Genomic DNA, 23437 nt, shown 5'->3' with positions numbered 1-23437 from the left:
CGCCTGATTACGCCACGGCGTTTTTCGCGATCGTCTCGCGATAGAACGACGCGCTCAGCTTGGGCGTACGACGCTTGGAATCGAAGTCGACGTGGTAGATGCCGAAGCGCTGCTCATATCCATCCGACCATTCGAAATTGTCCATCAGGCTCCACAGGAAGTATCCGAGCACGGGCACGCCCTCGGATGTCGCGCGCTGCAACTGCGTGAGATAATTGCGCAGATACATGATGCGGTCGACGTCGTAGATGGTCCCGTCCGGCGCCGGCTGGTCGCTCCCCGACGTTCCGTTCTCGGTGATATAGATCGACTTCACGTTCCAAAGTTTTGCGACATGACGCGGCACCCAGTAGATGGCTTCGGGGCCGGGCCTCAGCCAGCTCGCTTTCATGTGCGGAAACGAGGCGGGAAACGGCGCCAGCGTGAAGCCGCGCTCGTTGCCGGCGGCAACGACATAATGGTCCGGCATATAGACGTTCAGCCCGACGAAATCGATCGGGGATGAAATGACGCGCAGATCCTCGGCGGTGAATTTCGGCGCGTCTTGGCCGGACCGCGCCAGATATGCCTCGGTATACTTTCCTTCGAGCATCACGGTCAGGTAGCCGGCGTTGAGCTCGCGCGTCGCCATCTCGGCGGCGCGGATATTGGCTGACGTTTCGATGGCGGGGATGCAGCTCACCGCATTCTCCGCCGGACCGACCTTCGTTCCGGCTCGCCCATGGGCGCGGATGGCCTGAACCGCGAGACCATGTCCCAGCGCAACGTGGTGACGGACCTGGTTCAATCCTGATTGAGGCAGTTTGAGGCCGGGCGCGTCGGCGCCGAGGCCGTGGCCGAGATGAACGAGCCTGGAGCATTCGTTGATCGTGAAGAAATGCCTCACGCGATCGCCGAGGTGCTTTGCGACATGGGCGGCATAATCCGCAAATGCCTTTGGCGTGTCGCGCGAGGTCCATCCGCCGACGCGATCCTGCAACGCCTGAGGCAGGTCCCAGTGATACAGGGTCACAAACGGCTCGATGCCGTTTGCCGACAATTCGTCGACAAGGCGGTGATAGAAATCGAGGCCCTTTGGATTTGCTGGTCCGGTCCCATCCGGGAAGACGCGCGGCCAGGCGATCGAGAATCGATAGGCCTTTGTGCCGAGCTCCTTCATCAGCCGGATGTCTTCCTTGTAGAGATGATAGTGGTTCGCAGCAGTATCCCCATTGCTGTTATCGGCGATCGTTCCGGGCGTGTGGGCAAATCGGTCCCAGATCGACGGCCCGCGGCCGTCTTCGTTGGCCGCGCCCTCGACCTGATAGGCCGAGGTCGCCGTGCCCCACAGAAAGCCGCTCGGAAAATTCGACGAGGGGCGTTGGTTCTGTGTTCCGGTCGCCTGATCCGATTGCGCCGTACTCGACTTGGCTGACAGCATCGACAAGCCAAACGCCGACCAGCCTGCAAGTCTGCCAAATTGTCGCCGGGAAAATCTCTTGAATGCCATCATTTCCCTCGTCAGGCGCGATCAATTTTGCGCAAACAAAACTCACTTTTGAAGGGCTCAATATCGCCGCTTCCGTGCTCTCGCGCAATTGTACACATGGTGGGACCAGCGGGTCGACATGCCTGCCGCGCGCGGCTAAACAGGCTCATCTATTCGTCCTATTAGGGGAGCAGGACCAATCGGCTTTCGCACGCCGCTGGCGCTTTTATTTCTATCGCTCGGCATCGTTGTCGCGGCGTGGTGGTGGCTGGCCACGCCGGTAGCGCTGACGCGTGCGCCGATCGATGATGCATCGAAGCTGGAATGCGTTTCCTACGCGCCGTTCCGCAACGATCAAACGCCGCACGATCCGACGCTCATCGTCAAGCCGGAGCAGATCGCGGAGGATCTGCAGGAGCTTGCCAAGGTCTCCAAATGCATCCGCACCTATTCCATCGACAACGGGCTGGACAAGGTGCCCGAGCTAGCGTCCAGGGTCGGATTGAAGGTTCTGCTCGGCGTGTGGATCGGACGTGATCGCGCGAAGAACGCGCAACTCGCCGACATTGCGGTCTCGTTGGTCAAGGATCATCCGGGCACGGTCGCAGCGCTCATCGTCGGCAGCGAAGTGCTGCTGCGCGGCGACATGACCGTCGGCGACCTTCGCCAAACGATCCAGTCGGTCAAGCCGCGCGTGGACATTCCGGTGACCTATGCCGATGTCTGGGAATTTTGGCTGCGCTACCGCGAGGTAGGCGCCGATGTCGATTTCGTTACCGCCCATTTCCTGCCCTATTGGGAGGACGTTCCCCCGCGCGCCGAGGATGCGGCCGCGCATATAGATGAGATGCGCAAGCAAGTGGCGGCAGCCTTTCCCGGCAAGGAGATTTTGATCGGCGAAACCGGTTGGCCAAGCCACGGGCGGATGCGCGATGGCGCGCTGGCTTCCCGCGTCAACCAGGCACGTTTCATCTCCGAGATTCTCGAACGGGCAAGGCGCGATAACTTCCGCGTCAATTTGTTCGAGGCCTATGACGAGCCGTGGAAGCGTCGCTGGGAAGGAACGGTGGGGGGCTATTGGGGACTGTTCGACGGGGCCGAACGCAAGCTGAAATATCCGGCCGGCGTGGCCATCAGCAATTACCCGTTCTGGAAGCTGCAGATGGCAGGCGGGCTGCTGCTTTGCCTCTGCGTATTCGCAGTTGCCGGGTTCACGCAGAAGCGCCAGCGGGCCGCGGCGCCGTTGGCATCGTGGGCGGCGGTCGCCGCGTCCGCGACCGCTGGCGGGATATTGCTGGGCATCAGCATCGACAAGATGCTCCAGGAAAGCTACGGGCTCGGCGGTTGGCTGGTTCAGGGTTTTCTGCTGACGGCGGCAGTGACAGCGCCGCTGCTGGCCACCTACGCGCTGATGTCGGGGCGGGAGCTTCCGGCGTTTCTTGAAGTGTTGGGGCCGCGCAAGGGCCTGACCCCATTGTTCATGAGCAACATACTGGGCGTGACCCTGATCGTGACTACGCTCATCGCCGCGCAGACCGCGCTCAGCCTGATATTCGACGCGCGCTGGCGCGATTTCCCGTTCGCCGCCCTGACCATGGCCGTGGTGCCGTTCTGGACATTGGCGTTTCTCAACGGTTCGAAATCCGGCGAGCGGCCGCTCTCTGAGGCCGTGTTTGCCGGCCTCTTCGCTTTGGCGGCGATCTATATCGTCCTCAACGAAGGCTTCCAGAACTGGCAGGCCATGTGGACGGGCGCAGTGTATCTGCTGCTCGGCAGCGCACTGTGGCGGGCGCGCACATCAGCCGTTGCCTGAGTTCACGGCCTCGGGCTGACGCTTCTCACGCGCCGCGTACGATCTCGCGCACCAGGGCGACCGTCTCCTCGATCATTGCAGCGCTGACGTCGAGATGCGTGCAGGCGCGAATGCGGCCGTCCATCATCGCGAGCAGCACGCCGCGCTTGCGCAAGGCTTCGACCATTTTGTCGCCGGCGATGCCGGCTCTGTCAGGCTTGAAGAACACCAGGTTGGTCTCAGGCTCTTGCACCTCGATGCCGTCGATCTGCGACAGCCCCCGCGCCAGCGCACGCGCATTGGCGTGATCGTCGGCGAGGCGGTCGACGTGATGGTCGAGCGCGTAGACGCAGGCCGCGGCACAAATGCCGGCCTGCCGCATCGAGCCGCCGAGGCGCTGCTTCCAGCGCCAGACGTCGTCGATGAAGGTGCGCGAGCCCGCGATCACGCCGCCGATCGGCGCGCCGAGGCCCTTGGAGAAATCGATCCAGGCTGAATCCCATCCCGCGGCCATGTCGCGCGCCGATATTTTCGTGGCGACGCAAGCGTTCAACAGGCGCGCGCCATCCATATGGGTGATCAGCCCATGTGCCTTGGCGATCTCGACGATTTCATCCAGCACCGCTTTCTTCCAGATCGTGCCGCCGCCGATATTGGCGGTTTGCTCGACGCTGACGACGGTCTGCGGCGGCTGGTAGCGCGAGCGCGGGTGCAGCGCGGCGCGGAACGTTTCGGGCGTGAATTGCCCGTCATCGCCCGGCAGCGGCATGATCTGGAATCCGCCGAGCGCTGCGTGTGCGCCGCCTTCGCGGGCAATGATATGCGCGGTGGCATGGGCCAGAATTTCATCGCCCGGCCGGCAATGGGCGAGGGTAGCCGCGACGTTGCACATGGTGCCCGACGGCATGAACACGGCGGCTTCCTTGCCGAGCAGGTCCGCCACGCGCTCGCACAGCAAATTCACCGTCGGATCGTCGCCGATCTGCTCGTCGCCGACCTCCGCCCGCGCCATCGCCTCGCGCATCGCAGGCGTCGGTCGCGTCTGGGTGTCCGACAGCAGGTTGATGCGGATGGGATCGGCCTTGGGATCTCGCGGGGCAGGGGTGTAGTGCATGGCAGTTTCTCGTCTCTTTTGGACTTGATGGCGGGACAGAAATTACCTGAACCGCAGATTTTCGCGAGAGAGCTGATTGATCGCAGTGCATCCCATCAGCTTCATTCCCCGCTCGAGTTCCGACCGCATCAGGTCGAGAGCCCGCTCGACGCCGGCCTGGCCGGCCGCCGCGAGAGGATAAAGATAATAGCGTCCAACGCCAACGGCCTTGGCTCCAAGCGACAACGCCTTCAAGACATGGGTGCCCCGCTGAATTCCGCCGTCCATGATCACGTCAATTCGATCGCCGACCGCGTCCACGATTTCGGCCAATTGGTCGAATGGCGCGCGCGAACCGTCCAACTGCCGGCCGCCATGATTGGACAGCACGATGCCGGTGCAACCGATCTCGACGGCGCGCCTGGCGTCCGCCACCGACATGACGCCCTTCAGGCAGAATTGCCCGTTCCATAGCCGGACCATTTCAGCCACATCGTCCCAGTTCATCGAGGGGTCCAGCATCTCGGTAAAATACTTGGAGATCGACAGCGCGCCGCTGCCCATGTCGACGTGCTGGTCCAGTTGCGGAAGCTTGAACCGCTCGTGCGTGAGATAATTGATGCCCCAGGCCGGCTTGATCCCGAACTGGTACATCCCGGCAAGCGTCAGCCGAAATGGAATCGAAAAGCCGGTGCGCTTGTCGCGCTCGCGGTTGCCGCCCGTGATGCTGTCGACGGTGAGCATCATCACCTGGACGCCGGCTTCTTTCGCGCGTTGCATCATCGCGCGGTTGAGGCTGCGATCCCGGTGATAATAGAATTGATAGACTTGCGGCGTGTCGTGGGCCTTGCGCAGTTCCTCGAGGCTTACCGTGCCGAGCGAGGATACGCCGAACATCGTGCCGTACTTCGCCGCAGCGGCGGCGACGGCGCGTTCGCCGGTATGGTGGAAGAGGCGTTGCAGTGCGGTCGGAGAGCAATAGATCGGCATCGCGAGCTTCTGGCCCAGGACCGTCACCGACATATCGATGTTTTCGACGCCGCGCAGGACATTGGGTACCAGGTCACAGCGCTCGAAACTTGCGGTGTTCCGGCGATGGGTCACCTCGTCGTCGGCCGCGCCATCGATGTAGTCGAAGATAGGGCCGGGCAGCCGCCGCCGGGCCAACCTGCGGAAATCATGAAAGTTGTGGCAGTCGCGCAAGCGCATGTTGATCCCGCTTGGTTCAAGCCCACAGCGAGGCTCGGCGTTGAGACGACGCCATACTCGCATACAAAAAGGCCCCGGCAAAACCGGGGCCTTTGATATCTCGTAACTGAAAACCGATCAGCGCGAATAGAATTCGACGATCAGATGAGGCTCCATCTGCACTGCGAACGGCACGTCCGACAGCGCGGGGATGCGGGTGAACTTCGCCGTCATCTTGGAGTGATCGGCTTCGATGAAGTCGGGCACATCGCGCTCGCCGAGCTGGCTTGCTTCCAGAACGGGAGTGAGCTGCTTGGAGGATTCCTTGACCTCGACGACGTCGCCGGGCCTGAGCTTGTAGCTCGGAATATTGACGCGGCGGCCGTTCACCTTGATGTGGCCGTGGTTGATGAACTGACGCGCGGCGAACATCGTCGCGACGAACTTGGCGCGGTAGACCACGGTGTCGAGACGGCGCTCCAAGAGGCCGATCAGGTTCTCACCGGTGTCGCCCTTCATCCGGCCGGCCTCGACATAGATGCCGTGGAACTGACGCTCGGAAATGTTGGCGTAGTAGCCTTTAAGCTTCTGCTTGGCGCGGAGCTGGACGCCGAAGTCGGACAGCTTGCCCTTGCGGCGCTGGCCGTGCTGGCCGGGGCCGTATTCCCGGCGGTTCACGGGGCTCTTGGGGCGGCCCCAGATGTTCTGGCCCATACGGCGATCGATCTTGTATTTCGCCTCACTGCGCTTTGTCATCGCGTCCTCTGCTTAAGAGTTTGAGTTTTGAGGAAACGCGCCCTCCTGTGCACCGGGGTTGCCGGGGCCGACAGGTCCGCCTCGAAAGCTCGGGGAGGACCACGGGTCGCGAAACGCATCGCGGGCCGAAACCGGCCCGCGAGCAAGCGGGTTCTTAGGGAGAAACCGCCGTTCTGTCAATGAAAAGGGACCTCACGGAGACCGTCATTCCGGGGCGATGCGAAGCATCGAACTATGGGCCTTGCGCCCCTGAGAATCTCGAGATTCCCCGATGCGCAATTGCGCATCTGAGGTCTGGTCCCTCGGACCATCCCGGAATGACGACCAGAGGGGGCCGTCACGTCGCGACCGCGCGGACCGGTTTGGGCTCGGTTTGCTGCCGATTGGCCCGCAATTCGGCTGATATTTCGCCGTTCAGCACCTGTTCCAACCGGTTCAACGCCCTGGCCATCGGGGCCGCATCGGTAATCCGGTGATCCCAGCGCAAGACGACATCGATGGTTTGGTCGGGCTTTTCCACCCCATAGCTCAGGACAAAGGGTCCGGGGCTAATGGCATGGAGCTGGCCCGTGCCATAGGCGGCCACGGAGGTGACCCCAAAACTACCGAAATAATTGGCCCGCTGGCGGCCGAAATTCAGCCCGACCGCCCAGAACAGCCGCCGCAGCGGCAGCGGCAGCCGCGTGGTTCGCAGGATCTTCCGGAACGCCGGCACCTCGTCGATCGGCGCCACCTTGGCGTGCCGGATCAGGGCATCGACCTCGGCAAGCGGCATTTCGTCGGGCGCGGCGACTTTTTGTGGCAGTACGCAATCCTGGCCGTCATCGACCCGGGCGATCGCCACCATCGCGACGCTGCGCGGCAGTTCGTAGAAGGCCGGCACCGGCCATTTGACGTAGAGGGTGCGCAGGATCGGCTGTTCCTTGGCCACCAGCGCGAAGGCCTTGACGAAAATCGCGGCCCAGCCCGGCCGCTGGGCGGCCTGCGCGCGGGCTTCCTGCAGGGCTCGAATATGAAGCGGCCGCGAGAGCGAAACAAAGGGCACGCGGTTCGAGGCGTGCATGAGGTCGGCGACCAGACGGCGCGGTAGTGTGATTTTTCGAACCGTTCCGCGCATCGCTCCGCCCGCGTTTCCGCAATAGATCAATCAAAAAGCCGGCAGGCCCCGCCCTGGCAACCTGCCAGCATCTCATCTAGCACGAACAAGGCGTTTTGACGCCAGAAGGTTCGGATCCGGATCGCCCCGGTTGCCGGCGCCGCAGTCCCGAGGGGCTCCCGTAAACCCCGAGAACTTTGAAGGGTTTGCCGCCGTCTCGGCACCTATCGCTTGATCCCTTCAAAGCTTACCGCGATGCCGCGCTGGAACAGCGACCAGTCGAAGCCGAGCGCCAGCGCGACGTAGCCGCGGTCGATCATCTTGTTGGCTTGCTCGGCCGTGCGCGCGACGCCGCCGATTGGTACGCCACTCCTGAGGATGCCTTCCTCGGCGCGCTTCATCAGCGCCACCACCTCGGGATCATCGGGCAGGCCTCGCTTGTCGATGGAGGTGGCGAGATCGCCGGGGCCGATCACGGCGACATCGATGCCAGGCGTCGCCATGATCTCGTCAATGCGCTCGACCGCTTCGACATGCTCGATGGTGACCATGCAGATCATGTCGTCGTCCGCGGTCGCCATGTAATCCGCCATCGACACGCCCCAGCGGAACGGCGCATGGAACGGGCCCCACAGCCGGTCGCCCTTCGGCGGATAGCGCACGCTGCGCACGGCTTTTTCGGCCTCAGCGCGGCTGCAGATCATCGGAAAGTTGATGCCGAGCGCGCCAAGGTCCATCGGCGCTTTCGCCAGCCAAGGCTCGTTGGCGGCAATCCGCACCATCGGCACGCAGGGCGTGCCAGATGTCGCGGTAACCATCGCATGCGCCGAGCCGAGATCGATCGGGCCGTGCTCGAGATCGACGATGATAAAGTCGATTCCCGAACGCGCCATGATCTGCACGGTCTGGATCGAGGGGATGGTCGCGATCGCGCCGAAGGTCGGACGTCCCTCCCGCCACGCCTGGCGGAGGCGGTTGAGCGGCGCTGGCTTTGCGGAGGTCAAGGCGGAAACTCCCTCTTCAAACGATCGATTCAAAATTCGGCGCTCGGCATCGTATGGATAATTCGTGGACCATCGAGCCACCTGCTTTTTGCGCATCGCATTCGGCCCGCCATGCATGCCGATACGGACATGCATCAACCTCACAACAATATGTTAACATCTTGCCCGCAAAAATGCGGCTCATAAAGATGAGCGTGCCGGGGCGTTATGCGGACATTCAATGGTGTGCAAGCCATGCGCGGCGTCGCGGCGCTGGCTGTCGTCTGCGGACACGCGGTAATCGCTCGCTCTGATTCGGCGACGCAAAGTGCCGCGGAAGCGGCGCACACGATCCTGGCGAGCGGCGTCGACATCTTCTTCGTCATTTCCGGGTTCATCATCGCGACTACGGCCGCGTCGCAAACCGACGCGCTGAATTTCGTTTTCAGAAGGGCCGTTCGAATCTATCCGATGTATTGGCTTGTATTGCTGGCGGCGTTTATCAGTTCATACTGGATCGCACTCGCACCGGGAGATCGACCCGCACTGGACCTCGGCCACCTCTTCGCATGGGACTTTCCTAACTGGTATATCGGACCCGCCTGGTCGATCGCGTTTGAAATGCACTTCTACGCTGTTGTCGCGGTGATACTTGCCATTGCACCGCACCGCCTTTTCGAGCTCTTGTTCGCAGGCCTCGGCGTTTCGGTGGTCGCGATCGTTTTTAAGCTGCCTCTCGGGCTCTATTCGCATCCCCTGATTCTGGAATTCGGCGCCGGCGTCTTTATCGCTTACCTTGTTCGGATGAAGGGAACGCTGCCTGTTTTGCCATACACCACGGCTATCTCCGCAGCCTTGTTCACTGCGGGCTGGTACTGGATTTTCGTCCACGGATCGAGCAGTCCTCAATTCGCACGCGTGCCGACCTATGGTCTTGGTGCGGCACTCCTCATCTATACCGTCGTCTCGGCCGAACTCCACGGCGCTTCCTTTTCCCGCATCCTGCAATGGTTCGGCAACATCTCCTATTCGCTCTACATCTCACATTACCTGCTGATCACATGGATCGCGAACTTTCCCGAGCTGTGGCAGATTTCTCCGGCCGGCGTCATCGTCGCCAGCATTTTGCTTTCGATCGGCCTCGCGGCGGTCTTGCACCTGCTCGTCGAAGTGCCGACGCTCAATTGGGCTCGCAAGCTCAGCCTGACGCGCAGGAGCGGCGAGGTCCCGCTTACCTTCGCTGACGTCCGCGATCTTCAGAAGCCCTAAACAGGTTCATCAATGCCCGGCACCTTACGCCGGCACGCGGCTTTGCGACATCATTGGACATCGACGTTTTCATCCGTCCCGGTATGATCCCCAGCACAATAAACCCAGGGAGGAGTCGAAGATGAGGACAATTCTTGTCGCTGCTGCACTCGCCGCCCTTACCATTGGCGCATCCGCTCAGGACAAGCGTCCTGACTACGGCACGGCGGTCAATGCCGCGGGTGCGAAGAAGATTGCAGCCGGCGTACTTGCCGAATGCCAGAAGAACGGGTGGAACGTGGCTGTCGCTGTGGTCGATAATCACGGATTCCTGGTGTATTTCGAACGCATGGACAACACGCAGACGGGCAGCATGGACATCGCCGTCGGTAAGGCGAGGTCCGCGGCGACCTATCGCCGCCCGACACGCGTTTTCATGGAGGCGATCAACAAAGGTGGGCCGGCCACGGCCACACTTCCCGGTGTCTTCGCCTCGCCGGGCGGATTGCCGATCATGGTCGACGGAAAAGTCACAGGCGGAGTGGGAGTGAGCGGCGTCACCGGTGACCAGGACGAGCAATGCGCCAAGGCCGGCCTGGGAACGACATAAGAAGTTGCATCCTGCTTCCAGCGTACCGCGACGCGCCTTGGCGACCTTACGCCAGCACGCGGCCGCCGAAAAACGGCATCAGCGCCTGGCTCAGCGTGTGCGGCCGCTGGGAGGTGAAAATCATCTCGGCCCCGGCCTCATCGCTTTGCCGGTCTGGCGACCCCAGCAGCTCGGCCACGCGCCGGGCGATCGCGGGTGCCGGGTCGATCCAGTCGACCGGCCACGGCGCGAGCCGTGTCAAGCGGTCGAGCAACAGCGGAAAATGGGTGCAGGCCAGCACGACGGTGTCGGTGCGATGCTCGCCGCTGCCGAGAAAGCAGGGGGCGAGCTCCGCCGCAATATCCTCGTCACGCACGTCGTGGCCGCTGAGTGCGGATTCGGCGAGTGAAGCGAGTTCTGCCGATCCCACCAGCGTCACTTCGCAGCCTTGCGCAAAATCATCGATCAAGCGCTTGGTGTATTCGCGCTTGACGGTGCCCTTGGTGCCGAGCACCGACACGCGTTTGGTCTTCGAGCTGGCGCAGGCCGGCTTGATCGCAGGCACGGTGCCGACGAACGGCACGCTGTAGGCGTTGCGCAGATGCGACATCACGAGCGTGGAAGCGGTGTTGCAGGCAATCACCACCAGGGCAGGGGCGTGGCGGGCGATCAACTCGCCGACCAGCGGCACCACGCGGGCGATGATCTCTTCCTCGCTGTGATGGCCATAGGGAAAGAACGCGTCGTCGGCGACATAGACGTAGTGCGCGTCGGGCCGGGCGCGGACGACCTCGCGCACGACCGAGAGGCCGCCAAGGCCGGAGTCGAAGACGAGGATTTTCGGCAATGATGACACGCTGCGACCTTAGCCGATTTGCGGTTACCGTCAGGTTGCTTGAGGGTGCCGGCGGGTCATGCGGCTTGTCGACGGCGGTTACGACGATTTGGAACCATCTAAATCGGCTTGGCAAGGCCGGAAAACTGCTGGGGTGGCACCCAGGACGCACAAGCGGAGGCTCGTCCGCTGCCCTTGCAGTCGATGGAAGATGGGGTGTCCTGAGACGACGGACGGCCGTTCGTCCCTTGCACGCTCGCCGCCAATCGATCAGGTGGACTGAGGAAGTCGCGCAATGACTTTGATTTCAAAATCGAAACCCGCCAGCCAGTTCACGCCCACCGCAGTCCAGTTCGGATAGGGCGGCTCACCGATCTCCTTCATGCGAATTGCGTTGACCGCCTCCCACTGTGCGGCCGGATTGGTATGGAACGTGGTCACGTCAACGACGTCGTCAAATGTGCAACCGGCAGACTTCAGCACGGCCGAGAGATTGTCGAACGCAAGCTGGACCTGCTTTTCGAAGATTGGCTCGGGCGACCCGTCATCGCGGCTGCCGACTTGGCCCGAGACGAACAGAAGGTCGCCCGAGCGGATCGCCGCCGAATAACGGTTGATCTCGTAGAGCGCCTGCCGGCCGGCAGGGAAGATTGCATCGCGTTTGGCCATGACGTCACTCCTGTTCACAGGCAAGCCAGACCTCCATGGGTCCGGCTGTTTGCATCCTACTCGAGCGCTAAATTGACATACGCTCCGTATGTTTCTATAGGCTACATACGCGGCGTATGTCAATTAGCATACGGAGCGTATGTGATTTGCGGAGATAGCGGTGGCCGCGAAGCGACGCGCACAGATGGTGGAGGAAACCCGGGCCAAGCTCATCCAGGCCGCCCGTAAGGCGTTCGCGACCAAAGGCTATGCGGCGGCGTCGATGGACGATCTAACCGCCGAGGCCGGTCTGACGCGCGGTGCGCTCTATCACAACTTCGGCGACAAGAAGGGTCTGCTGCAGGCCGTGATCGGCCAGATCGACGCGGAAATGGTGGCGCGAATGCGCGCTGCGCAAAATCAGGCGGAGACCCGGTGGCTCGGCTTTCTCGCCGAGGGCGTCGCCTATATCGAGATGGCGCTGGAGCCGGAGATCCAGCGCATCATGCTGCTAGACGGGCCGGCCGTGCTCGGCGATCCATCGCTATGGCCCAATCAGACTGCGTGTCTTCGCGCGACCACGCAAACGATCCAGGCGCTTATCGACGAAGGAACGGTGAGGCCGATGGATGCGGAAGCTGCCGCGCGGCTCATCAATGGAGCGGCGCTCAACGCTTCGCTCTGGATTGCCGCAGCCGACGATCCGCACGCCGTCTTTGCAAAGGCTGTCGAGGCTTTCCGATATCTCGCGGTTGGGTTGCTGCAGGCCGAGAGATGACCGTCAAGCGTTCCGACGGGTGCGCAGTCAGCTCTCGCCGAACACGCGCCTGAAGATCGTGTCGACGTGCTTGAAGTGATAGCCGAGGTCAAACTGCTCCTCGATTTCGGCATCGGAGAGGTGCTTCTTCACGTCGGGGTCTTTCTTGAGCAGCGTCTGGAAGTCACCTTCGCCGCGCCAGACCGGCATGGCGTTGCGCTGGACGTATTTGTAGGCGTCCTCGCGACTGGCGCCCTTCTGCGTCAGCGCGATCAGCAGCCGCTGCGAATGCACGAGACCGCCGAGGCGGTCGAGGTTCTTCTGCATGTTGGCGGGATAGATCAGGAGCTTCTCGATCAGGCCGGCAAGCCGCATTAGCGCGAAGTCCAGCGTCACGGTGGCGTCCGGTCCGATCATGCGTTCGGCGGAAGAATGCGAGATGTCGCGCTCGTGCCAGAGGGCGACGTTTTCCATCGCCGGCATCGCATAGGCGCGCACCATGCGCGACAGGCCGGTGAGATTTTCCGACAGCACCGGGTTGCGCTTGTGCGGCATGGCCGACGAGCCCTTCTGGCCCTCGGAGAAGAACTCTTCGGCCTCCAGCACCTCAGTGCGCTGCAGATGGCGGATTTCGATGGCGAGCCGCTCGACCGAAGAGGCGATCACGCCAAGCGTCGCAAAATACATTGCATGCCGGTCGCGCGGGATCACTTGCGTGGAGATCGGCTCCGGCTCCAGCCCCATCGCCTTGGCGACATGCTCTTCCACGCGCGGATCGATCTGCGCAAAAGTGCCGACGGCGCCCGAAATCGCGCAGGTCGCGACTTCCTTGCGGGCGGCAACCAGGCGCTCGCGGGCACGGGAGAATTCCGCATAGGCGTAGGCCATCTTGAGCCCGAACGTCACCGGCTCGGCGTGGATGCCATGGGAGCGCCCGATGGTCGGCGTCATCTTGTGCTCAAACGCGCGCTTCTTCAGCGCGGCCAGAACCTTGTCGAGGTCCGATATCAATAAGTCTGCGGCGCGGGTGAGCTGCACGTTGAGGCAGGTGTCGAGCACGTCGGACGAGGTCATGCCCTGATGGACAAAACGCGCCTCGGGGCCGACGATTTCGGCCAGATGGGTCAGGAAGGCGATGACGTCGTGCTTGGTCTCGCGCTCGATCTCGTCGATCCGCGCCACATCGAAGGTGGCGTGCTTGGCCTTGGCCCAGATTGTCTTCGCGGCCTCCTTGGGGATCACGCCGAGTTCCGCCAGCGCATCAGCCGCATGCGCCTCGATCTCGAACCAGATCTTGAAACGCGTCTGCGGCTCCCAGATGGAGGCCATTTCCGGGCGGGTATAGCGGGGGATCATCGAAAACTCCGAAACGGGCAGGCGAGGCGCGCGAGGCGATCCCGGCCGATTTGTTTTTACGCTGCGCTTTAGCAAATCGTGCCCGTGGAGGCCACCCGCACGGCGGCCCGCGAGCGGGGAAAACCGGACCTTTTGCAAGGGCCTGGCCGGACGAAAACTGCCCGGGCCGTCGTTACAGGCTGGCCAGCCCGCACTCCACGGCCAGGCGGACAAGCTGCGCGTCCGTCCGCATGCCGGTCTTGGTCTTGATCAGGTAGTGGTAGTTCTGCACGGTCTTGATGCTGAGGTTGAGGTTCGAGGCGATCTGCTCCGTGGTCGCGCCGGCAGCCAATTGCCTGAGGATCTCGATTTCCCGCTCGCCGAGCTGATCGAGCAGCGATCCCGAGGGGGAGAGGCTTTCCAGCGCCAGCACGCGGGCGATATCGTCGCTCATCGCCTGTTCGCCGCGCACCAGCGAACGGATCGCCCGGATCAGCGCTGATGGGTCGGAGCCCTTCGTGACGTAGCCGTTCGCGCCGGCATTGAAGGCGGCCTTCACCTGCGCCGCCTCGCAGTGCATGCTGAAGACGAGAATGCGGGTGTCGGAGGAGCGGGCGCGAATGTTCCTGATCGCTTCAAGCCCGCTGGCGCCCGGCATCGATATGTCCATGACCACGACGTCAGGAGCGTGCGCCTTGAACGCGCGATAGGCGTCGGCGGCGTTGTCGGCCTCGGCCACCACCTGGAAATCATCCTGGTGCTCCAGCACGCGCCGATAGCCTTGCCGGACCACGGGATGGTCATCGACGAGCAGGATCGAAATGCCTTTGGTCTGCGACGCGGTCATCAGGCTGCAAGCGGGATCGTGGCGGCCACGCTCACCCCGCGGTTCGCATCCGCGATCGACAGCGAGCCGCCGAGCGCTGTGACCCTCTCGCGAATGCCGGTCAGGCCAAAGCCGGGAGAGCGGGCCAGTTTGGCCGCATCGCCGCCGCCGTCGTCCTCGACGTGGACCAGCAGCGCATTTTCCGCACCGGTGCGCCGCTCGATCCGCAGCACGATCACCCGCGCCGAACTGTGCCGCAAGGAATTGGTCAGGCACTCCTGGGCAACCCGATAGGCGGTCGCAGCGACGGCGCCGCGGACGTCGGCGAGATCGCCTTTGAGATCGAGCTGGATCGTCGGCTGCGTCGCATTCCGCGAGCGCCAGCTATCGACGAGATCGACGAGGCAGGCTTCGAGCCCGAGTTCCTCGGCGGGCGGATGACGCAAGCGGTTCAACGTATCGCGCAGGCACGCTATGATGCGATGGGTGGCTTGCGAGATCATCCGCGCGTCCTGCGCGACCTCGCTTCTGTCCTTTTCCCGCGCGCTGGTTGCTTCGATCGTGTTGGCGAAAGCGAGTATCGCCGTCAGGTTCTGTCCGAATTCGTCATGCAGTTCACGGGCAAGGGCCCGCCGCTCGTCGCTGCGGATTTCGAGCAGGCGCCGGGTCAGCGCGGCGCGTTCCTCCATCGACTGCGCGAGGCGGTCGCCGAGATCGCCGACGGCCTGTCCGATCATGGCAAGTTCCATCGATCGGAAGCGGGGCAGCGACGTGCTGTATTGCCCGCGCGCCATCCGCTGCAGCGCGGCGACGATCTGCTGCGCCGGCGCAAGCGTATGCGCAATCGCAAGTGAAGCAAGCAGCGCGATCGCCACCGCCATCAGCAGGGCGACGTGGATGTTGCCGAGGATGTGCTGCCAGGCGAGTGCGATGGCGGTATCTGGATCGGCAGCGGCCGAGACGCTGCCTGCATTGGCCGCGCGGGTGCTGATCGGCCGGACGAACGCGGCGTGATCCCCAAGCAGTGTCTGCACGGTGGCCGCGAACCAGCCCGGTGGAGCTTGGCCGATCCCCTTGCTCTGGCCGCAGAGCGGCCTCTCGAACGCGCCCGCCGGCTCGAGCCGGACGCAGATGCCCGGCGAGATCAGCCCCATCGTTTCGATGGTGCGCCATTCCGGCACCGGCAGCAGCTGCTCGCGCATCCTGTTGCTGCGCAACATCAATTCGCGCCAGTAGAGCGCTTCCAGCGCCACCGAGACACGCTCGGCGGAGGCGGCCGTGGCGCGATCGACGCTGCGATGCGCGTCGATCGTTGCCCAGATAGTCGCCGCTCCCAGGCACAGGATGACCACGAGAAACAAGCGGGCGACGAGCTGAAGCACGAGGCGCATGCGATCACTCCCGAACGTGCGGATAAGCGTAACAGCACCGCCAACCCGTGCCAATGCAGCGAATTCTAGTTCGGGAAAATTTCCCAACCAACCGTGGGCATATGTCTTTGGACGCGGTCGTGACCGCTGATCTATCAAAGCCAGGGCCTATTTTCGCAGGCGGCCTTCCGGCCGCGGCGCGCGTTCACAGGGAGCTGACGCAGCATGAGTGCAACGGCTGGCGCCGAGACCGCATCATCCGGCGCGGATACGTCGGAACGCAGCGTGCTCCTGCTATGGATGATTTTCACCGGGCTCTCGGTCTTCGCCGTGGTGCTCTTGTGGCGATACGGTCTGCTCCATCTGATGATCATTTCAGACCGCACCTACATTTCGAGCGTCATTGCCGTCCTCTATATCGTCACTTGCTTCCATTGCTTCTGGCGGACACGCGCGATCGCGCGTGAAGGCGAGATCACGCGACGCTGCCGCGCGATCCTGTCGGTCCCGGGCGGCGCAAGGGGGCTGGACGAGGATGCGCGCGCCTTGCCGGGCGGGCTGGTGACGGATCACATACGCAGCCTGGTGCAGAAGGCGAGGGCGCAGGCGGCCGGGCGCATCGACCAGACGCTGCTGCTCCGCTCGCTCGCCGACCGGCTGCGTGGCTCCAACGGATTTGGCGCGTTCGTGTCCGACACGCTGATGAAGCTCGGGCTGCTCGGCACCATCATCGGCTTCATCATCATGCTGGCGCCGATCGCCACCCTCGATGCGGCCGACAAGGTCGCGATGAAATCATCGATGGGCCTGATGAGCGACGGCATGGCTGTGGCCATGTACACGACGTTGGCCGGCCTGATCGGATCCATCCTCGTGAAGATCCAGTACTACATGCTGGATGCTGCGACCCAGCGGGTGTTTTCCGATGCCGTCATGCTGACCGAGACGCACGTCACCCCGGCCCTGGAACACCATACTGGAACGCCGGCATGATGGACGATTTCGGTCTCTATCCGCGCGAGGAGGCCTTCGATCCGCTCGGCGTCATGCTGTTCAAGGCGCTTCAGGTGATTGCGTTCCTGTTCTTCCTGGCGCTGCTCGCAGTCTCGCCGGACGCGAAGGACGGCAAGATCGATTCCAAGGCCGAGTTCATCATCACGATGGACTGGCCGGACAATCATCCCGACGATCTCGATCTGTTCGTGCAGGACCCCGCCGGCAACATCGCCTGGTATCGCCACCGCGAAGCCGGTTTCCTCACGCTCGATCGCGACGACCGCGGCGGCGCCAACAATTTCATCATCGTCAACGGCAAGAAGATTGCGTCGCCGATCAGGGAAGAGATCGTCACCGTGCGCGGCATCGTCGCCGGTGAATACACCGTCAACGTCTCGCACTTCCAGGCGACGACCGGCCAGCCCGTCGCGGTGAGCGTGAAAGTCCAAAAACTCAATCCGACCGCGCAGGTGATCTTCGACAACAAGCTGACGCTCGACCACACCGGCGAGGAAAAGACCGCGCTGCGGTTCTGGCTCGATGCCGAAGGCAAGGTGCTCGACGTTCAGCAACGGCAGAAGTCGCTGATGGAGACGTTCCGCAACGTCCGTGCCAATGGCGCGGATCTCGATCCGAAAACCGGCGTCAGGATGCCGCGACGTGAATAGCCTGCAATCGGTCGTCGTCACGCTCTCTGTCAGTTACGCGCTGATTGGCGCGCTGTTGCTGATTGTCCTCGTCTATGCGCGCTTGCCCTGGTCGGCCAAGGCAGTCGCCGTCGTGGTGACGAGCGCGTTCTACATTGCGAGCTTCATGGGCGTGCGCGGCCTGTTGGGGTGGGCCAGCGTCGACAGGCTTCCCGCAAGCTTCAAGCTGCTACAGGCCCGGATCGTGGAGCCGCACTCGCTGGAAGGCGATCCGGGCTCGATCTATCTCTGGGTCGAGACGCTCGATGACGGCAACCGGCCGAGCGGTGTGCCAAGGGCCTTTCGCATTCCCTATAGCGACAAACTCGCGCAGAAGACCGACAAGGCGGCCAGTGAGATCGCCGCTGGCCGGCCGCAGGGCGGCCGCGCCGCCGACTTTGGCGATGGCGGGGGCAGCCTGCTTGGGACCGCCCGGGAGTACATCATGCCCACGGCGATCATCGATACGTCGGGGGGCGATCCCTCCACGGGCGGGGGATTGGCCGCGGCTCCCCGCGACGGCGACGGAGTGTCGTTTACGCCGCTGCTCCCGCCGCGGATGCCGCCCAAGGACGAGCAATAGACTTGGGGCGGGAAGCGGCGGGCCTCGGGAGGGCGTCACTCACGGATTATTGACTGACAGATATTGAAATCTGTCAGCGAGAGATGCTATATCCATTGCCGACGCCGGAATCGGGCGTCACCCGGCTCGTTGGCTCTGAGCCCGGGGACTTGCAAAGGACTACGCCAATGACTGCCCATCTCATTCATCTCACCGCCCAACTCCAGCGCTGGCTCAATCAGAGCGTCGCCCGCCATCTGGCCGCCCAGGCCGAGCGGCTCGAACCGGTGAAACATTAATCCGCCAAAGGATTTACAACGCGGATTGCAAGGGGATTAGAATGACCACCCGTCCCATCGTTTCGCAGGTGCGCGCATGAACGAAGTCGTGGTTTTGACCCCCGAACAGATCCTGGAGGTCACCGAGGACGTCTTGCGCCGCTACGGGCTCGCCAAGGCAACGGTGGTGGACGTCGCCCGCGCGCTGGATGTCAGCCACGGCAGCGTCTACCGCCATTTCCCCAGCAAGGCCTCGCTGCGCGAAGCGGTGGCCAAGCGCTGGCTCGACCGTCTCAGCGCGCCTCTACTGAAGATCGCTGAAAGCTCCGACCCGGCGCCGGCGCGGCTGGAGAAGTGGCTGCGCACGATGTTCTCGATCAAGCACAAGCGGCTCAGCGACGATCCCGAGATGTTTGCGACCTACCTGGCGCTGGCGCGCGAGGCCTGCAGATCCGTGAGCTGCCACAAGGACTGCCTGGTCGATCAGATCGCCCGGATCCTCTTCGACGGCGTGAGGCAGGGTGAGTTCGAGGTCGCCGACGTCAAGGTGTCGGCGCGCGCCATTTTCGATGCCACCAGCCGCTTCCACCATCCCGCGCATGCCGAGGAATGGAACGAACCGGGTGCCCCGGCGCGGATCGATGCGCTACTGGCGCTTTTGCTCAAGGGCCTGGAAGCGCCGCGCAAGCACTGACGATCCTTCTAGGACCGACTTGCAAGACAAAGCCCGTTTTCCCGCGAGCCGTGATGTTGGTTTTGGGGCGGTGGAAACAGCCATGCCAAGATCGGGTGCCGAGGTCTCACGTTGACCGCCAAGCCGACATTTCGCGATCTGCTCACTGTTCCCATCGGAAATCTACCCGCGCGAAAGGCATCCTGCCCGTCGACTGTTCCGCATATGATGCTTTGGCAAATCTCATGGGGTCCGCTTATCTCTTGGGGACTGGAGCAAACGCATGAAGCAGTGTCCGGGCCAGCAGAAGCGCGGAGGTGCGAGCAAATCCGGCGACCTCGATCTGGCCCGCGAATATTATCGACAGCGCGCTTGGGCCGACGCTTACCAGGCGTTCTTGCGCGCCGACCAGGAAACCTCGTTAACTGCCGAAGCTCTCGAACTGCTGGCGATGGCCGCATACTTGGTCGGCCGCGACGAGGATTATCTCAAGGCGCTCGAACGGGCCTACAATGCGCACCGGGATACTCCCCGGCGTCTTCGCGCCGTCCGTTGCGCGTTCTGGCTCGGCTTTCGCCTGCTAATGCGCGGCGAGATGGGCCGTGCGAGCGGCTGGTTTTCTCGTGCTCAACGTTTGCTGGAGCGTGACACGCGCGAATGCGCCGAGCGAGGCTATTTGCTGCTGCCGGTCGTCGAGCAACGCCTCGGATCCGGTGAGTACGAGGCCGCGTTCGTCGCTGCAGCCGAGGCCGCCGCAGTCGGCGAGCGCTGTGGCGACCCGGACCTCGTCGCCTGTGCCCGCCACCAGCAGGGCCGCATACGACTGCAGCAGGCGCAGCTCGGAGCCGGACTCGCGCTCCTGGATGAGACCATGGTCATGGTCACTGCCGGAGAGCTGTCGCCGCTGGTGACCGGCTTGATGTATTGCAGCGTGATCGCGGCCTGTCAGGAGGTGTACGCACTAGACCGAGCCCGCGAATGGACAGGCGCCCTGGCGCGGTGGTGTGAGGGCCAGCCCGATATGGTCGCCTTCGCCGGGGTTTGCCAAGTGCATCGCGCGGAGATCCTGCAGTTGCAGGGCGCCTGGCCTGAGGCGACCGAGCAAGCGCGGCGCGCCTGCGCGCGGTCGCAGGGCTTCGACCGGCGGGCTGCCGCCGGAGCGCTCTACCAGCAGGCAGAGGTCCATCGTCTGAAAGGGGAGTTTGCAGCGGCTGAAGAGGCGTATCGAGGCGCGAGCCAGCTTGGCCTGGAGCCCCAGCCGGGCTTAGCGTTGCTGCGCCTTGTGCAGGGACGCACCGACGCGGCAGCCATCGCCATTCGCCGCGTCGCAGGCACGACGGTGAACCGCCTGAAACGCATGGGTTTGCTGCCCGCCTATATCGAGATCACGTTGGCCGCCGGTGACGTTCGGGACGCACGCAACGCCTGCCGAGAACTCGAGGACATTGCGCGGAGCTTCGATACGAGCGTGCCGGATGCAATTGCCGCGCAGGCCTGTGGAGCGGTGGACCTCGCCGAAGGGGACGCGCGGGCCGCACTCGGTTCGCTGCGCCGTGCCTTCGAGGTGTGGCAGAAGATCCCGGCGCCCTACGCGGCTGCGCGCGTGCGCGTGCTGATCGGACAGGCCTGCCGCGCCCTCGGAGACGAGGACGCTGCCGATCTGGAGTTCGACGCGGCTCGGACCATTTTCGAGCGTTTAGGTGCCGGTCCCGATCTCACGCAGATCGACTCACTGACGAAGGGCGTCGCTTCCAGCAATGTGCATCGCCTGACCCCACGTGAGCTTGATGTTCTTCGCCTCGTCGCCGCCGGCGAAACCAACAAGGCGATTGCTGGCAGGCTCTCCCGAAGCGAGAAGACGGTCGACCGGCACGTCAGCAACATCCTCGCCAAGCTTGATGTCCCCTCGCGAGCCGCGGCGACGGCCTTTGCGTGCCGGCACAAGCTGATCTGAACGCTGAGATTAGGTCGAAGGTTTCTTCGATCAGCTTCGGACGGTCAAACAGGAGAGCCGGACGCGGCTTCCGGGCGCAGCCACGGGAGCCTTTCGCCTGCAAACGCCTCTCCCGTGGGCTTGAGCTTCTCGGGTTCTTCGAACGCGCCGAGATGAAAGTGCGTCTCATTTGGTCGTCGCTGGTTCGCGCAGGTCAGGGTCGAGCCGCACCTTGCGCAGAACCCGCGCTCCACACCCGGCGATGAATTGTATTTGCTGATCGCTCCGCTTGTTACCGTGACGGAGGAGTCGTCGAAGGCAACGAAGACGGATGCCGGCGCTCCGGTATGGCGTCGGCAACTCTCGCAGTGGCACCACAGGACCCATTTCGGGCGGCCAGCCGCACGGAAGCGTACGGCACCGCAGAGACAACGCCCCTCGAATGTATCGCTCATATCGTTTCTCCTTCCGGCGGCTTGCCGCCGGCTTCGACACGTCGCGATCATGCCATGGCCACGGCGCCCGCGAATGGGGAAGATCACCCATACGTTTGCAAGGGCCCGATTGGGGCGTTCTCCCGAAGCGCCGGCTCCCGTTTCTCTCTAGCACCAGCCATGTACGCCGCGGATCCGCGATGCGCCGAGCCCGCGTCTGATTTGTCAGCACAGGAGAGAGCCGCGATGACCAAGGCATTTGACGCAATCGTAGTTGGCGCCCGCTGCGCGGGATCGCCGACCGCAATGCTGCTGGCCCGGAAAGGATATCGGGTTCTCGTGGTCGACCGCGCAACGTTTCCGAGCGACACGGTCTCTACGCACATCTTGCATCCCCTTGGCGTAAATGCCCTGTCCAGTTGGGGCCTTCTCGATCGTCTGACTGTGACCGGGTGCCCGCCGATCGACAGCTATGCTTTCGACTTTGGTCCTTTCACGATTGTGGGCGCGCCAGGCACGAGTGAAGCGCCGGTTGCGTACTGTCCACGCCGCACGATACTCGACAAGCTGCTCGTCGATGCTGCGGCTCAATCCGGCGCGGAAGTCCGCGAAGGCTTCGCCGTGGATGAAATCTTGATCGAGGACGGACGGGCAGTCGGCATCAAGGGCCGCTCGAAGCATGGCGGCCCTATCACCGAGCGCGCAGAAATCGTCGTCGGCGCCGACGGCAGACACTCGTTCGTGGCCGAAGCGGTGCGGCCAGAGCACTATGACGAGAAACCGATTCTGCTCGTCGCGTATTACACCTACTGGAGCGGACTGCCGATGTTCGGCAAGTTTGAGCAATTTATCCGTGACGGGACCGGATTTGCCGCCGCTCCAACCCATGACGGGCTGACGATGGTGATCGCCGGTTGGCCATACGCAAGGTTCGACGATTGCAAGAAGGACATCGAAGGGAATTACCTGAAGACCATCGCGTTGGCGCCGGCGTTCGCCGACCGCCTGCACGAAGCCAAGCGCGAAGCGCGCTTCGCCGGTGCGGCGGTGCCGAACTACTTTCGCAAGCCCTACGGCCCCGGCTGGGTGCTCGTCGGCGACGCGGGCTACAACCGGGACTTCATCACCGGACAAGGAATCATGGACGCCTTCCATGACGCCGAGCTCTGCGCGGTCGCGCTCGACAGGGCCTTCTCGGGAGCGCAGCCGTTCGACGCGGCGATGAGAGATTACCATCGCGCGCGCGATTCACGGGTGGCGGCAATGTATGAATTCACCTGCATGCTGGCGACGCTGGAACCACCGCCACCGGATATGCAGCACCTCCTTGGCGCGATTCACGGCAATCAGAGAGCCATGGATACGTTCGCGCGGATGAATGCCGGAACAATATCACCCGCTGAGTTCTTCGCGCCGGAAAACGTCAATGCGATGACGGCCGCTCAGGGCAGGGCTTGAGCATGCTCAGTCGCGGGTCATCGCGATCAACTTGAAGTCCTTGTCGAGCTTGATGTCGTACTGACCGTCCTTGCATTTGGCGTCATCGACTTCAAAGTAGCCGCTGGCCTCGGTCTCCTTTTCCATCTTGCCGCCCGTGCAGCCAAAGACTTCCAAAGCAGCCTTGATCTTCTCGGCCTCTGCCGGTGTCACTGGGGTGTCAGCAAGCGCGACGGTGCTGCTTACAAGTGCTACTGCGAACGCCATCAAGAAGGGCTTCATCTGTGCATTCTCCAATCCAGCAGATGAACCAGCTTAAGCCAAGTCTGTTCCAACCGAAAGGCGTCAGGAGAGGCTGACCCATCCCGCCATGGGCATCGCGGGCTAGAATTGAGCGGTGGCCTAGCTTGCTCGCGCGGCTCTTCTAAGCGTCAGCACATGGACCGCAGCAACG

The 23437-nt window shown here is 63.1% G+C and carries 23 protein-coding genes; 10 read left to right on the top strand and 13 right to left on the bottom strand.

The genetic code is table 11. The annotated features are described in order from the left end of the window. Positions 1-7: 7 nt before the first annotated feature. The gene (locus tag ACFXS9_RS18600; protein WP_392699845.1) at positions 8-1420 is read right to left on the bottom strand and encodes a GH1 family beta-glucosidase; all 1413 of its coding nucleotides are present in this window, start codon (positions 1418-1420) and stop codon (positions 8-10) included. A 523-nt stretch (positions 1421-1943) separates the two neighbouring features. On the opposite strand from ACFXS9_RS18600, the gene ACFXS9_RS18595 reads away from it, so the two are divergent. Further along, on the top strand, positions 1944-3281 hold the full coding sequence (locus ACFXS9_RS18595) for a glycosyl hydrolase family 17 protein (protein ID WP_392690938.1): 1338 nt from the start codon (positions 1944-1946) through the stop codon (positions 3279-3281). A 25-nt stretch (positions 3282-3306) separates the two neighbouring features. Here ACFXS9_RS18595 and ACFXS9_RS18590 read toward each other — a convergent pair whose 3' ends face one another. The 5 genes from ACFXS9_RS18590 to ACFXS9_RS18570 form a co-directional block, all read right to left on the bottom strand. Then, complete coding sequence (locus ACFXS9_RS18590) at positions 3307-4374, bottom strand: threonine aldolase family protein (RefSeq protein WP_392690936.1); 1068 nt, start codon at positions 4372-4374, stop codon at positions 3307-3309. A 42-nt stretch (positions 4375-4416) separates the two neighbouring features. Beyond that, on the bottom strand, positions 4417-5562 hold the full coding sequence (locus ACFXS9_RS18585) for an alpha-hydroxy acid oxidase (RefSeq protein ID WP_392690934.1): 1146 nt from the start codon (positions 5560-5562) through the stop codon (positions 4417-4419). Positions 5563-5679: 117 nt separating this feature from the next. Next, complete coding sequence (gene rpsD / locus ACFXS9_RS18580) at positions 5680-6297, bottom strand: 30S ribosomal protein S4 (protein ID WP_392690933.1); 618 nt, start codon at positions 6295-6297, stop codon at positions 5680-5682. A gap of 337 nt (positions 6298-6634) precedes the next feature. Further along, positions 6635-7414, bottom strand: coding sequence for an acyltransferase (locus ACFXS9_RS18575; RefSeq protein WP_392690931.1), 780 nt, complete (start codon positions 7412-7414; stop codon positions 6635-6637). A gap of 203 nt (positions 7415-7617) precedes the next feature. Further along, on the bottom strand, positions 7618-8397 hold the full coding sequence (locus ACFXS9_RS18570; RefSeq protein ID WP_392690930.1) for an HpcH/HpaI aldolase/citrate lyase family protein: 780 nt from the start codon (positions 8395-8397) through the stop codon (positions 7618-7620). A 234-nt stretch (positions 8398-8631) separates the two neighbouring features. Here ACFXS9_RS18570 and ACFXS9_RS18565 point away from each other — a divergent pair, with 234 nt between their 5' ends. Together ACFXS9_RS18565 and ACFXS9_RS18560 are read left to right on the top strand one after the other, a co-directional pair. Then, a complete protein-coding gene (locus ACFXS9_RS18565; RefSeq protein ID WP_392690928.1) occupies positions 8632-9645 on the top strand; it encodes an acyltransferase family protein in 1014 nt (337 codons plus the stop codon). Between the two features lie 121 nt (positions 9646-9766). Then, positions 9767-10234: a heme-binding protein gene (locus ACFXS9_RS18560; protein WP_392690926.1), complete on the top strand. Its 468-nt coding sequence runs from the start codon at positions 9767-9769 to the stop codon at positions 10232-10234. A 46-nt stretch (positions 10235-10280) separates the two neighbouring features. On the opposite strand, the gene murI is transcribed toward ACFXS9_RS18560, so the two are convergent. Both murI and ACFXS9_RS18550 read right to left on the bottom strand, forming a co-directional pair. Beyond that, a complete protein-coding gene (gene murI, locus ACFXS9_RS18555; protein WP_392690925.1) occupies positions 10281-11069 on the bottom strand; it encodes a glutamate racemase in 789 nt (262 codons plus the stop codon). Positions 11070-11318: 249 nt separating this feature from the next. Further along, positions 11319-11717 (bottom strand): RidA family protein, encoded by a 399-nt coding sequence (locus ACFXS9_RS18550; RefSeq protein WP_275184787.1) that lies wholly within the window; start codon positions 11715-11717, stop codon positions 11319-11321. Between the two features lie 160 nt (positions 11718-11877). Here ACFXS9_RS18550 and ACFXS9_RS18545 point away from each other — a divergent pair, with 160 nt between their 5' ends. Next, entirely contained in the window at positions 11878-12474 is a 597-nt protein-coding gene (locus ACFXS9_RS18545; RefSeq protein WP_392690922.1) for a TetR/AcrR family transcriptional regulator, read from the top strand. Positions 12475-12501: 27 nt separating this feature from the next. On the opposite strand, the gene purB is transcribed toward ACFXS9_RS18545, so the two are convergent. The 3 genes from purB to ACFXS9_RS18530 all read right to left on the bottom strand — a co-directional run bounded on the left by purB (position 12502) and on the right by ACFXS9_RS18530 (position 16005). Beyond that, positions 12502-13809, bottom strand: a complete 1308-nt coding sequence (gene purB, locus ACFXS9_RS18540; RefSeq protein WP_392690921.1) for an adenylosuccinate lyase — start codon at positions 13807-13809, stop codon at positions 12502-12504. Positions 13810-13981: 172 nt separating this feature from the next. Next, on the bottom strand, positions 13982-14635 hold the full coding sequence (locus ACFXS9_RS18535) for a response regulator (protein ID WP_392690919.1): 654 nt from the start codon (positions 14633-14635) through the stop codon (positions 13982-13984). After that, entirely contained in the window at positions 14635-16005 is a 1371-nt protein-coding gene (locus ACFXS9_RS18530; RefSeq protein ID WP_392690917.1) for a histidine kinase, read from the bottom strand. Before ACFXS9_RS18530 ends, ACFXS9_RS18535 begins: the two co-directional genes overlap by 1 nt. 204 nt (positions 16006-16209) lie before the next feature. On the opposite strand from ACFXS9_RS18530, the gene ACFXS9_RS18525 reads away from it, so the two are divergent. The 5 genes from ACFXS9_RS18525 (at position 16210) to ACFXS9_RS18505 (ending at position 21133) form a co-directional block, all read left to right on the top strand. Then, positions 16210-16977, top strand: a complete 768-nt coding sequence (locus tag ACFXS9_RS18525) for a MotA/TolQ/ExbB proton channel family protein (protein ID WP_392690915.1) — start codon at positions 16210-16212, stop codon at positions 16975-16977. Next, positions 16974-17648, top strand: coding sequence for a hypothetical protein (locus tag ACFXS9_RS18520; protein ID WP_028349955.1), 675 nt, complete (start codon positions 16974-16976; stop codon positions 17646-17648). Before ACFXS9_RS18525 ends, ACFXS9_RS18520 begins: the two co-directional genes overlap by 4 nt. After that, positions 17641-18249 (top strand): hypothetical protein, encoded by a 609-nt coding sequence (locus tag ACFXS9_RS18515; RefSeq protein WP_392690913.1) that lies wholly within the window; start codon positions 17641-17643, stop codon positions 18247-18249. Before ACFXS9_RS18520 ends, ACFXS9_RS18515 begins: the two co-directional genes overlap by 8 nt. Positions 18250-18603: 354 nt before the next feature. Continuing rightward, positions 18604-19200, top strand: a complete 597-nt coding sequence (locus tag ACFXS9_RS18510; protein WP_392690912.1) for a TetR family transcriptional regulator — start codon at positions 18604-18606, stop codon at positions 19198-19200. Between the two features lie 376 nt (positions 19201-19576). After that, on the top strand, positions 19577-21133 hold the full coding sequence (locus tag ACFXS9_RS18505; RefSeq protein ID WP_392690910.1) for a LuxR C-terminal-related transcriptional regulator: 1557 nt from the start codon (positions 19577-19579) through the stop codon (positions 21131-21133). A gap of 44 nt (positions 21134-21177) precedes the next feature. Here ACFXS9_RS18505 and ACFXS9_RS18500 read toward each other — a convergent pair whose 3' ends face one another. Then, on the bottom strand, positions 21178-21567 hold the full coding sequence (locus tag ACFXS9_RS18500) for a GFA family protein (protein ID WP_392690908.1): 390 nt from the start codon (positions 21565-21567) through the stop codon (positions 21178-21180). Between the two features lie 225 nt (positions 21568-21792). Between ACFXS9_RS18500 and ACFXS9_RS18495 the strand changes: the two genes are divergently transcribed. Beyond that, on the top strand, positions 21793-23004 hold the full coding sequence (locus ACFXS9_RS18495; protein WP_392690906.1) for an NAD(P)/FAD-dependent oxidoreductase: 1212 nt from the start codon (positions 21793-21795) through the stop codon (positions 23002-23004). A gap of 6 nt (positions 23005-23010) precedes the next feature. Here ACFXS9_RS18495 and ACFXS9_RS18490 read toward each other — a convergent pair whose 3' ends face one another. After that, entirely contained in the window at positions 23011-23265 is a 255-nt protein-coding gene (locus ACFXS9_RS18490) for a hypothetical protein (protein ID WP_392690904.1), read from the bottom strand. Positions 23266-23437: the final 172 nt, after the last annotated feature.

Source organism: Bradyrhizobium sp. RDI18, assembly GCF_043203335.1.
In the GTDB taxonomy this organism is placed as follows: Bacteria; Pseudomonadota; Alphaproteobacteria; order Rhizobiales; family Xanthobacteraceae; genus Bradyrhizobium; species Bradyrhizobium retamae.
This window is presented reverse-complemented; position numbering and strand designations above follow the sequence as displayed.

Coding starts and splice junctions, on each gene's coding strand:
- ACFXS9_RS18600 (WP_392699845.1), bottom strand. CDS start 1,420: ATGCTGTCAGCCAAGTCGAGTACGGCGCAATCGGATCAGGCGACCGGA.
- ACFXS9_RS18525 (WP_392690915.1), top strand. CDS start 16,210: ATGAGTGCAACGGCTGGCGCCGAGACCGCATCATCCGGCGCGGATACG.
- ACFXS9_RS18575 (WP_392690931.1), bottom strand. CDS start 7,414: ATGCGCGGAACGGTTCGAAAAATCACACTACCGCGCCGTCTGGTCGCC.
- ACFXS9_RS18490 (WP_392690904.1), bottom strand. CDS start 23,265: ATGAAGCCCTTCTTGATGGCGTTCGCAGTAGCACTTGTAAGCAGCACC.
- ACFXS9_RS18500 (WP_392690908.1), bottom strand. CDS start 21,567: ATGAGCGATACATTCGAGGGGCGTTGTCTCTGCGGTGCCGTACGCTTC.
- ACFXS9_RS18585 (WP_392690934.1), bottom strand. CDS start 5,562: ATGCGCTTGCGCGACTGCCACAACTTTCATGATTTCCGCAGGTTGGCC.
- purB (WP_392690921.1), bottom strand. CDS start 13,809: ATGATCCCCCGCTATACCCGCCCGGAAATGGCCTCCATCTGGGAGCCG.
- ACFXS9_RS18565 (WP_392690928.1), top strand. CDS start 8,632: ATGCGCGGCGTCGCGGCGCTGGCTGTCGTCTGCGGACACGCGGTAATC.
- ACFXS9_RS18550 (WP_275184787.1), bottom strand. CDS start 11,717: ATGGCCAAACGCGATGCAATCTTCCCTGCCGGCCGGCAGGCGCTCTAC.
- ACFXS9_RS18495 (WP_392690906.1), top strand. CDS start 21,793: ATGACCAAGGCATTTGACGCAATCGTAGTTGGCGCCCGCTGCGCGGGA.
- ACFXS9_RS18520 (WP_028349955.1), top strand. CDS start 16,974: ATGATGGACGATTTCGGTCTCTATCCGCGCGAGGAGGCCTTCGATCCG.
- ACFXS9_RS18560 (WP_392690926.1), top strand. CDS start 9,767: ATGAGGACAATTCTTGTCGCTGCTGCACTCGCCGCCCTTACCATTGGC.
- ACFXS9_RS18590 (WP_392690936.1), bottom strand. CDS start 4,374: ATGCACTACACCCCTGCCCCGCGAGATCCCAAGGCCGATCCCATCCGC.
- ACFXS9_RS18535 (WP_392690919.1), bottom strand. CDS start 14,635: ATGACCGCGTCGCAGACCAAAGGCATTTCGATCCTGCTCGTCGATGAC.
- ACFXS9_RS18510 (WP_392690912.1), top strand. CDS start 18,604: ATGAACGAAGTCGTGGTTTTGACCCCCGAACAGATCCTGGAGGTCACC.
- ACFXS9_RS18530 (WP_392690917.1), bottom strand. CDS start 16,005: ATGCGCCTCGTGCTTCAGCTCGTCGCCCGCTTGTTTCTCGTGGTCATC.
- rpsD (WP_392690933.1), bottom strand. CDS start 6,297: ATGACAAAGCGCAGTGAGGCGAAATACAAGATCGATCGCCGTATGGGC.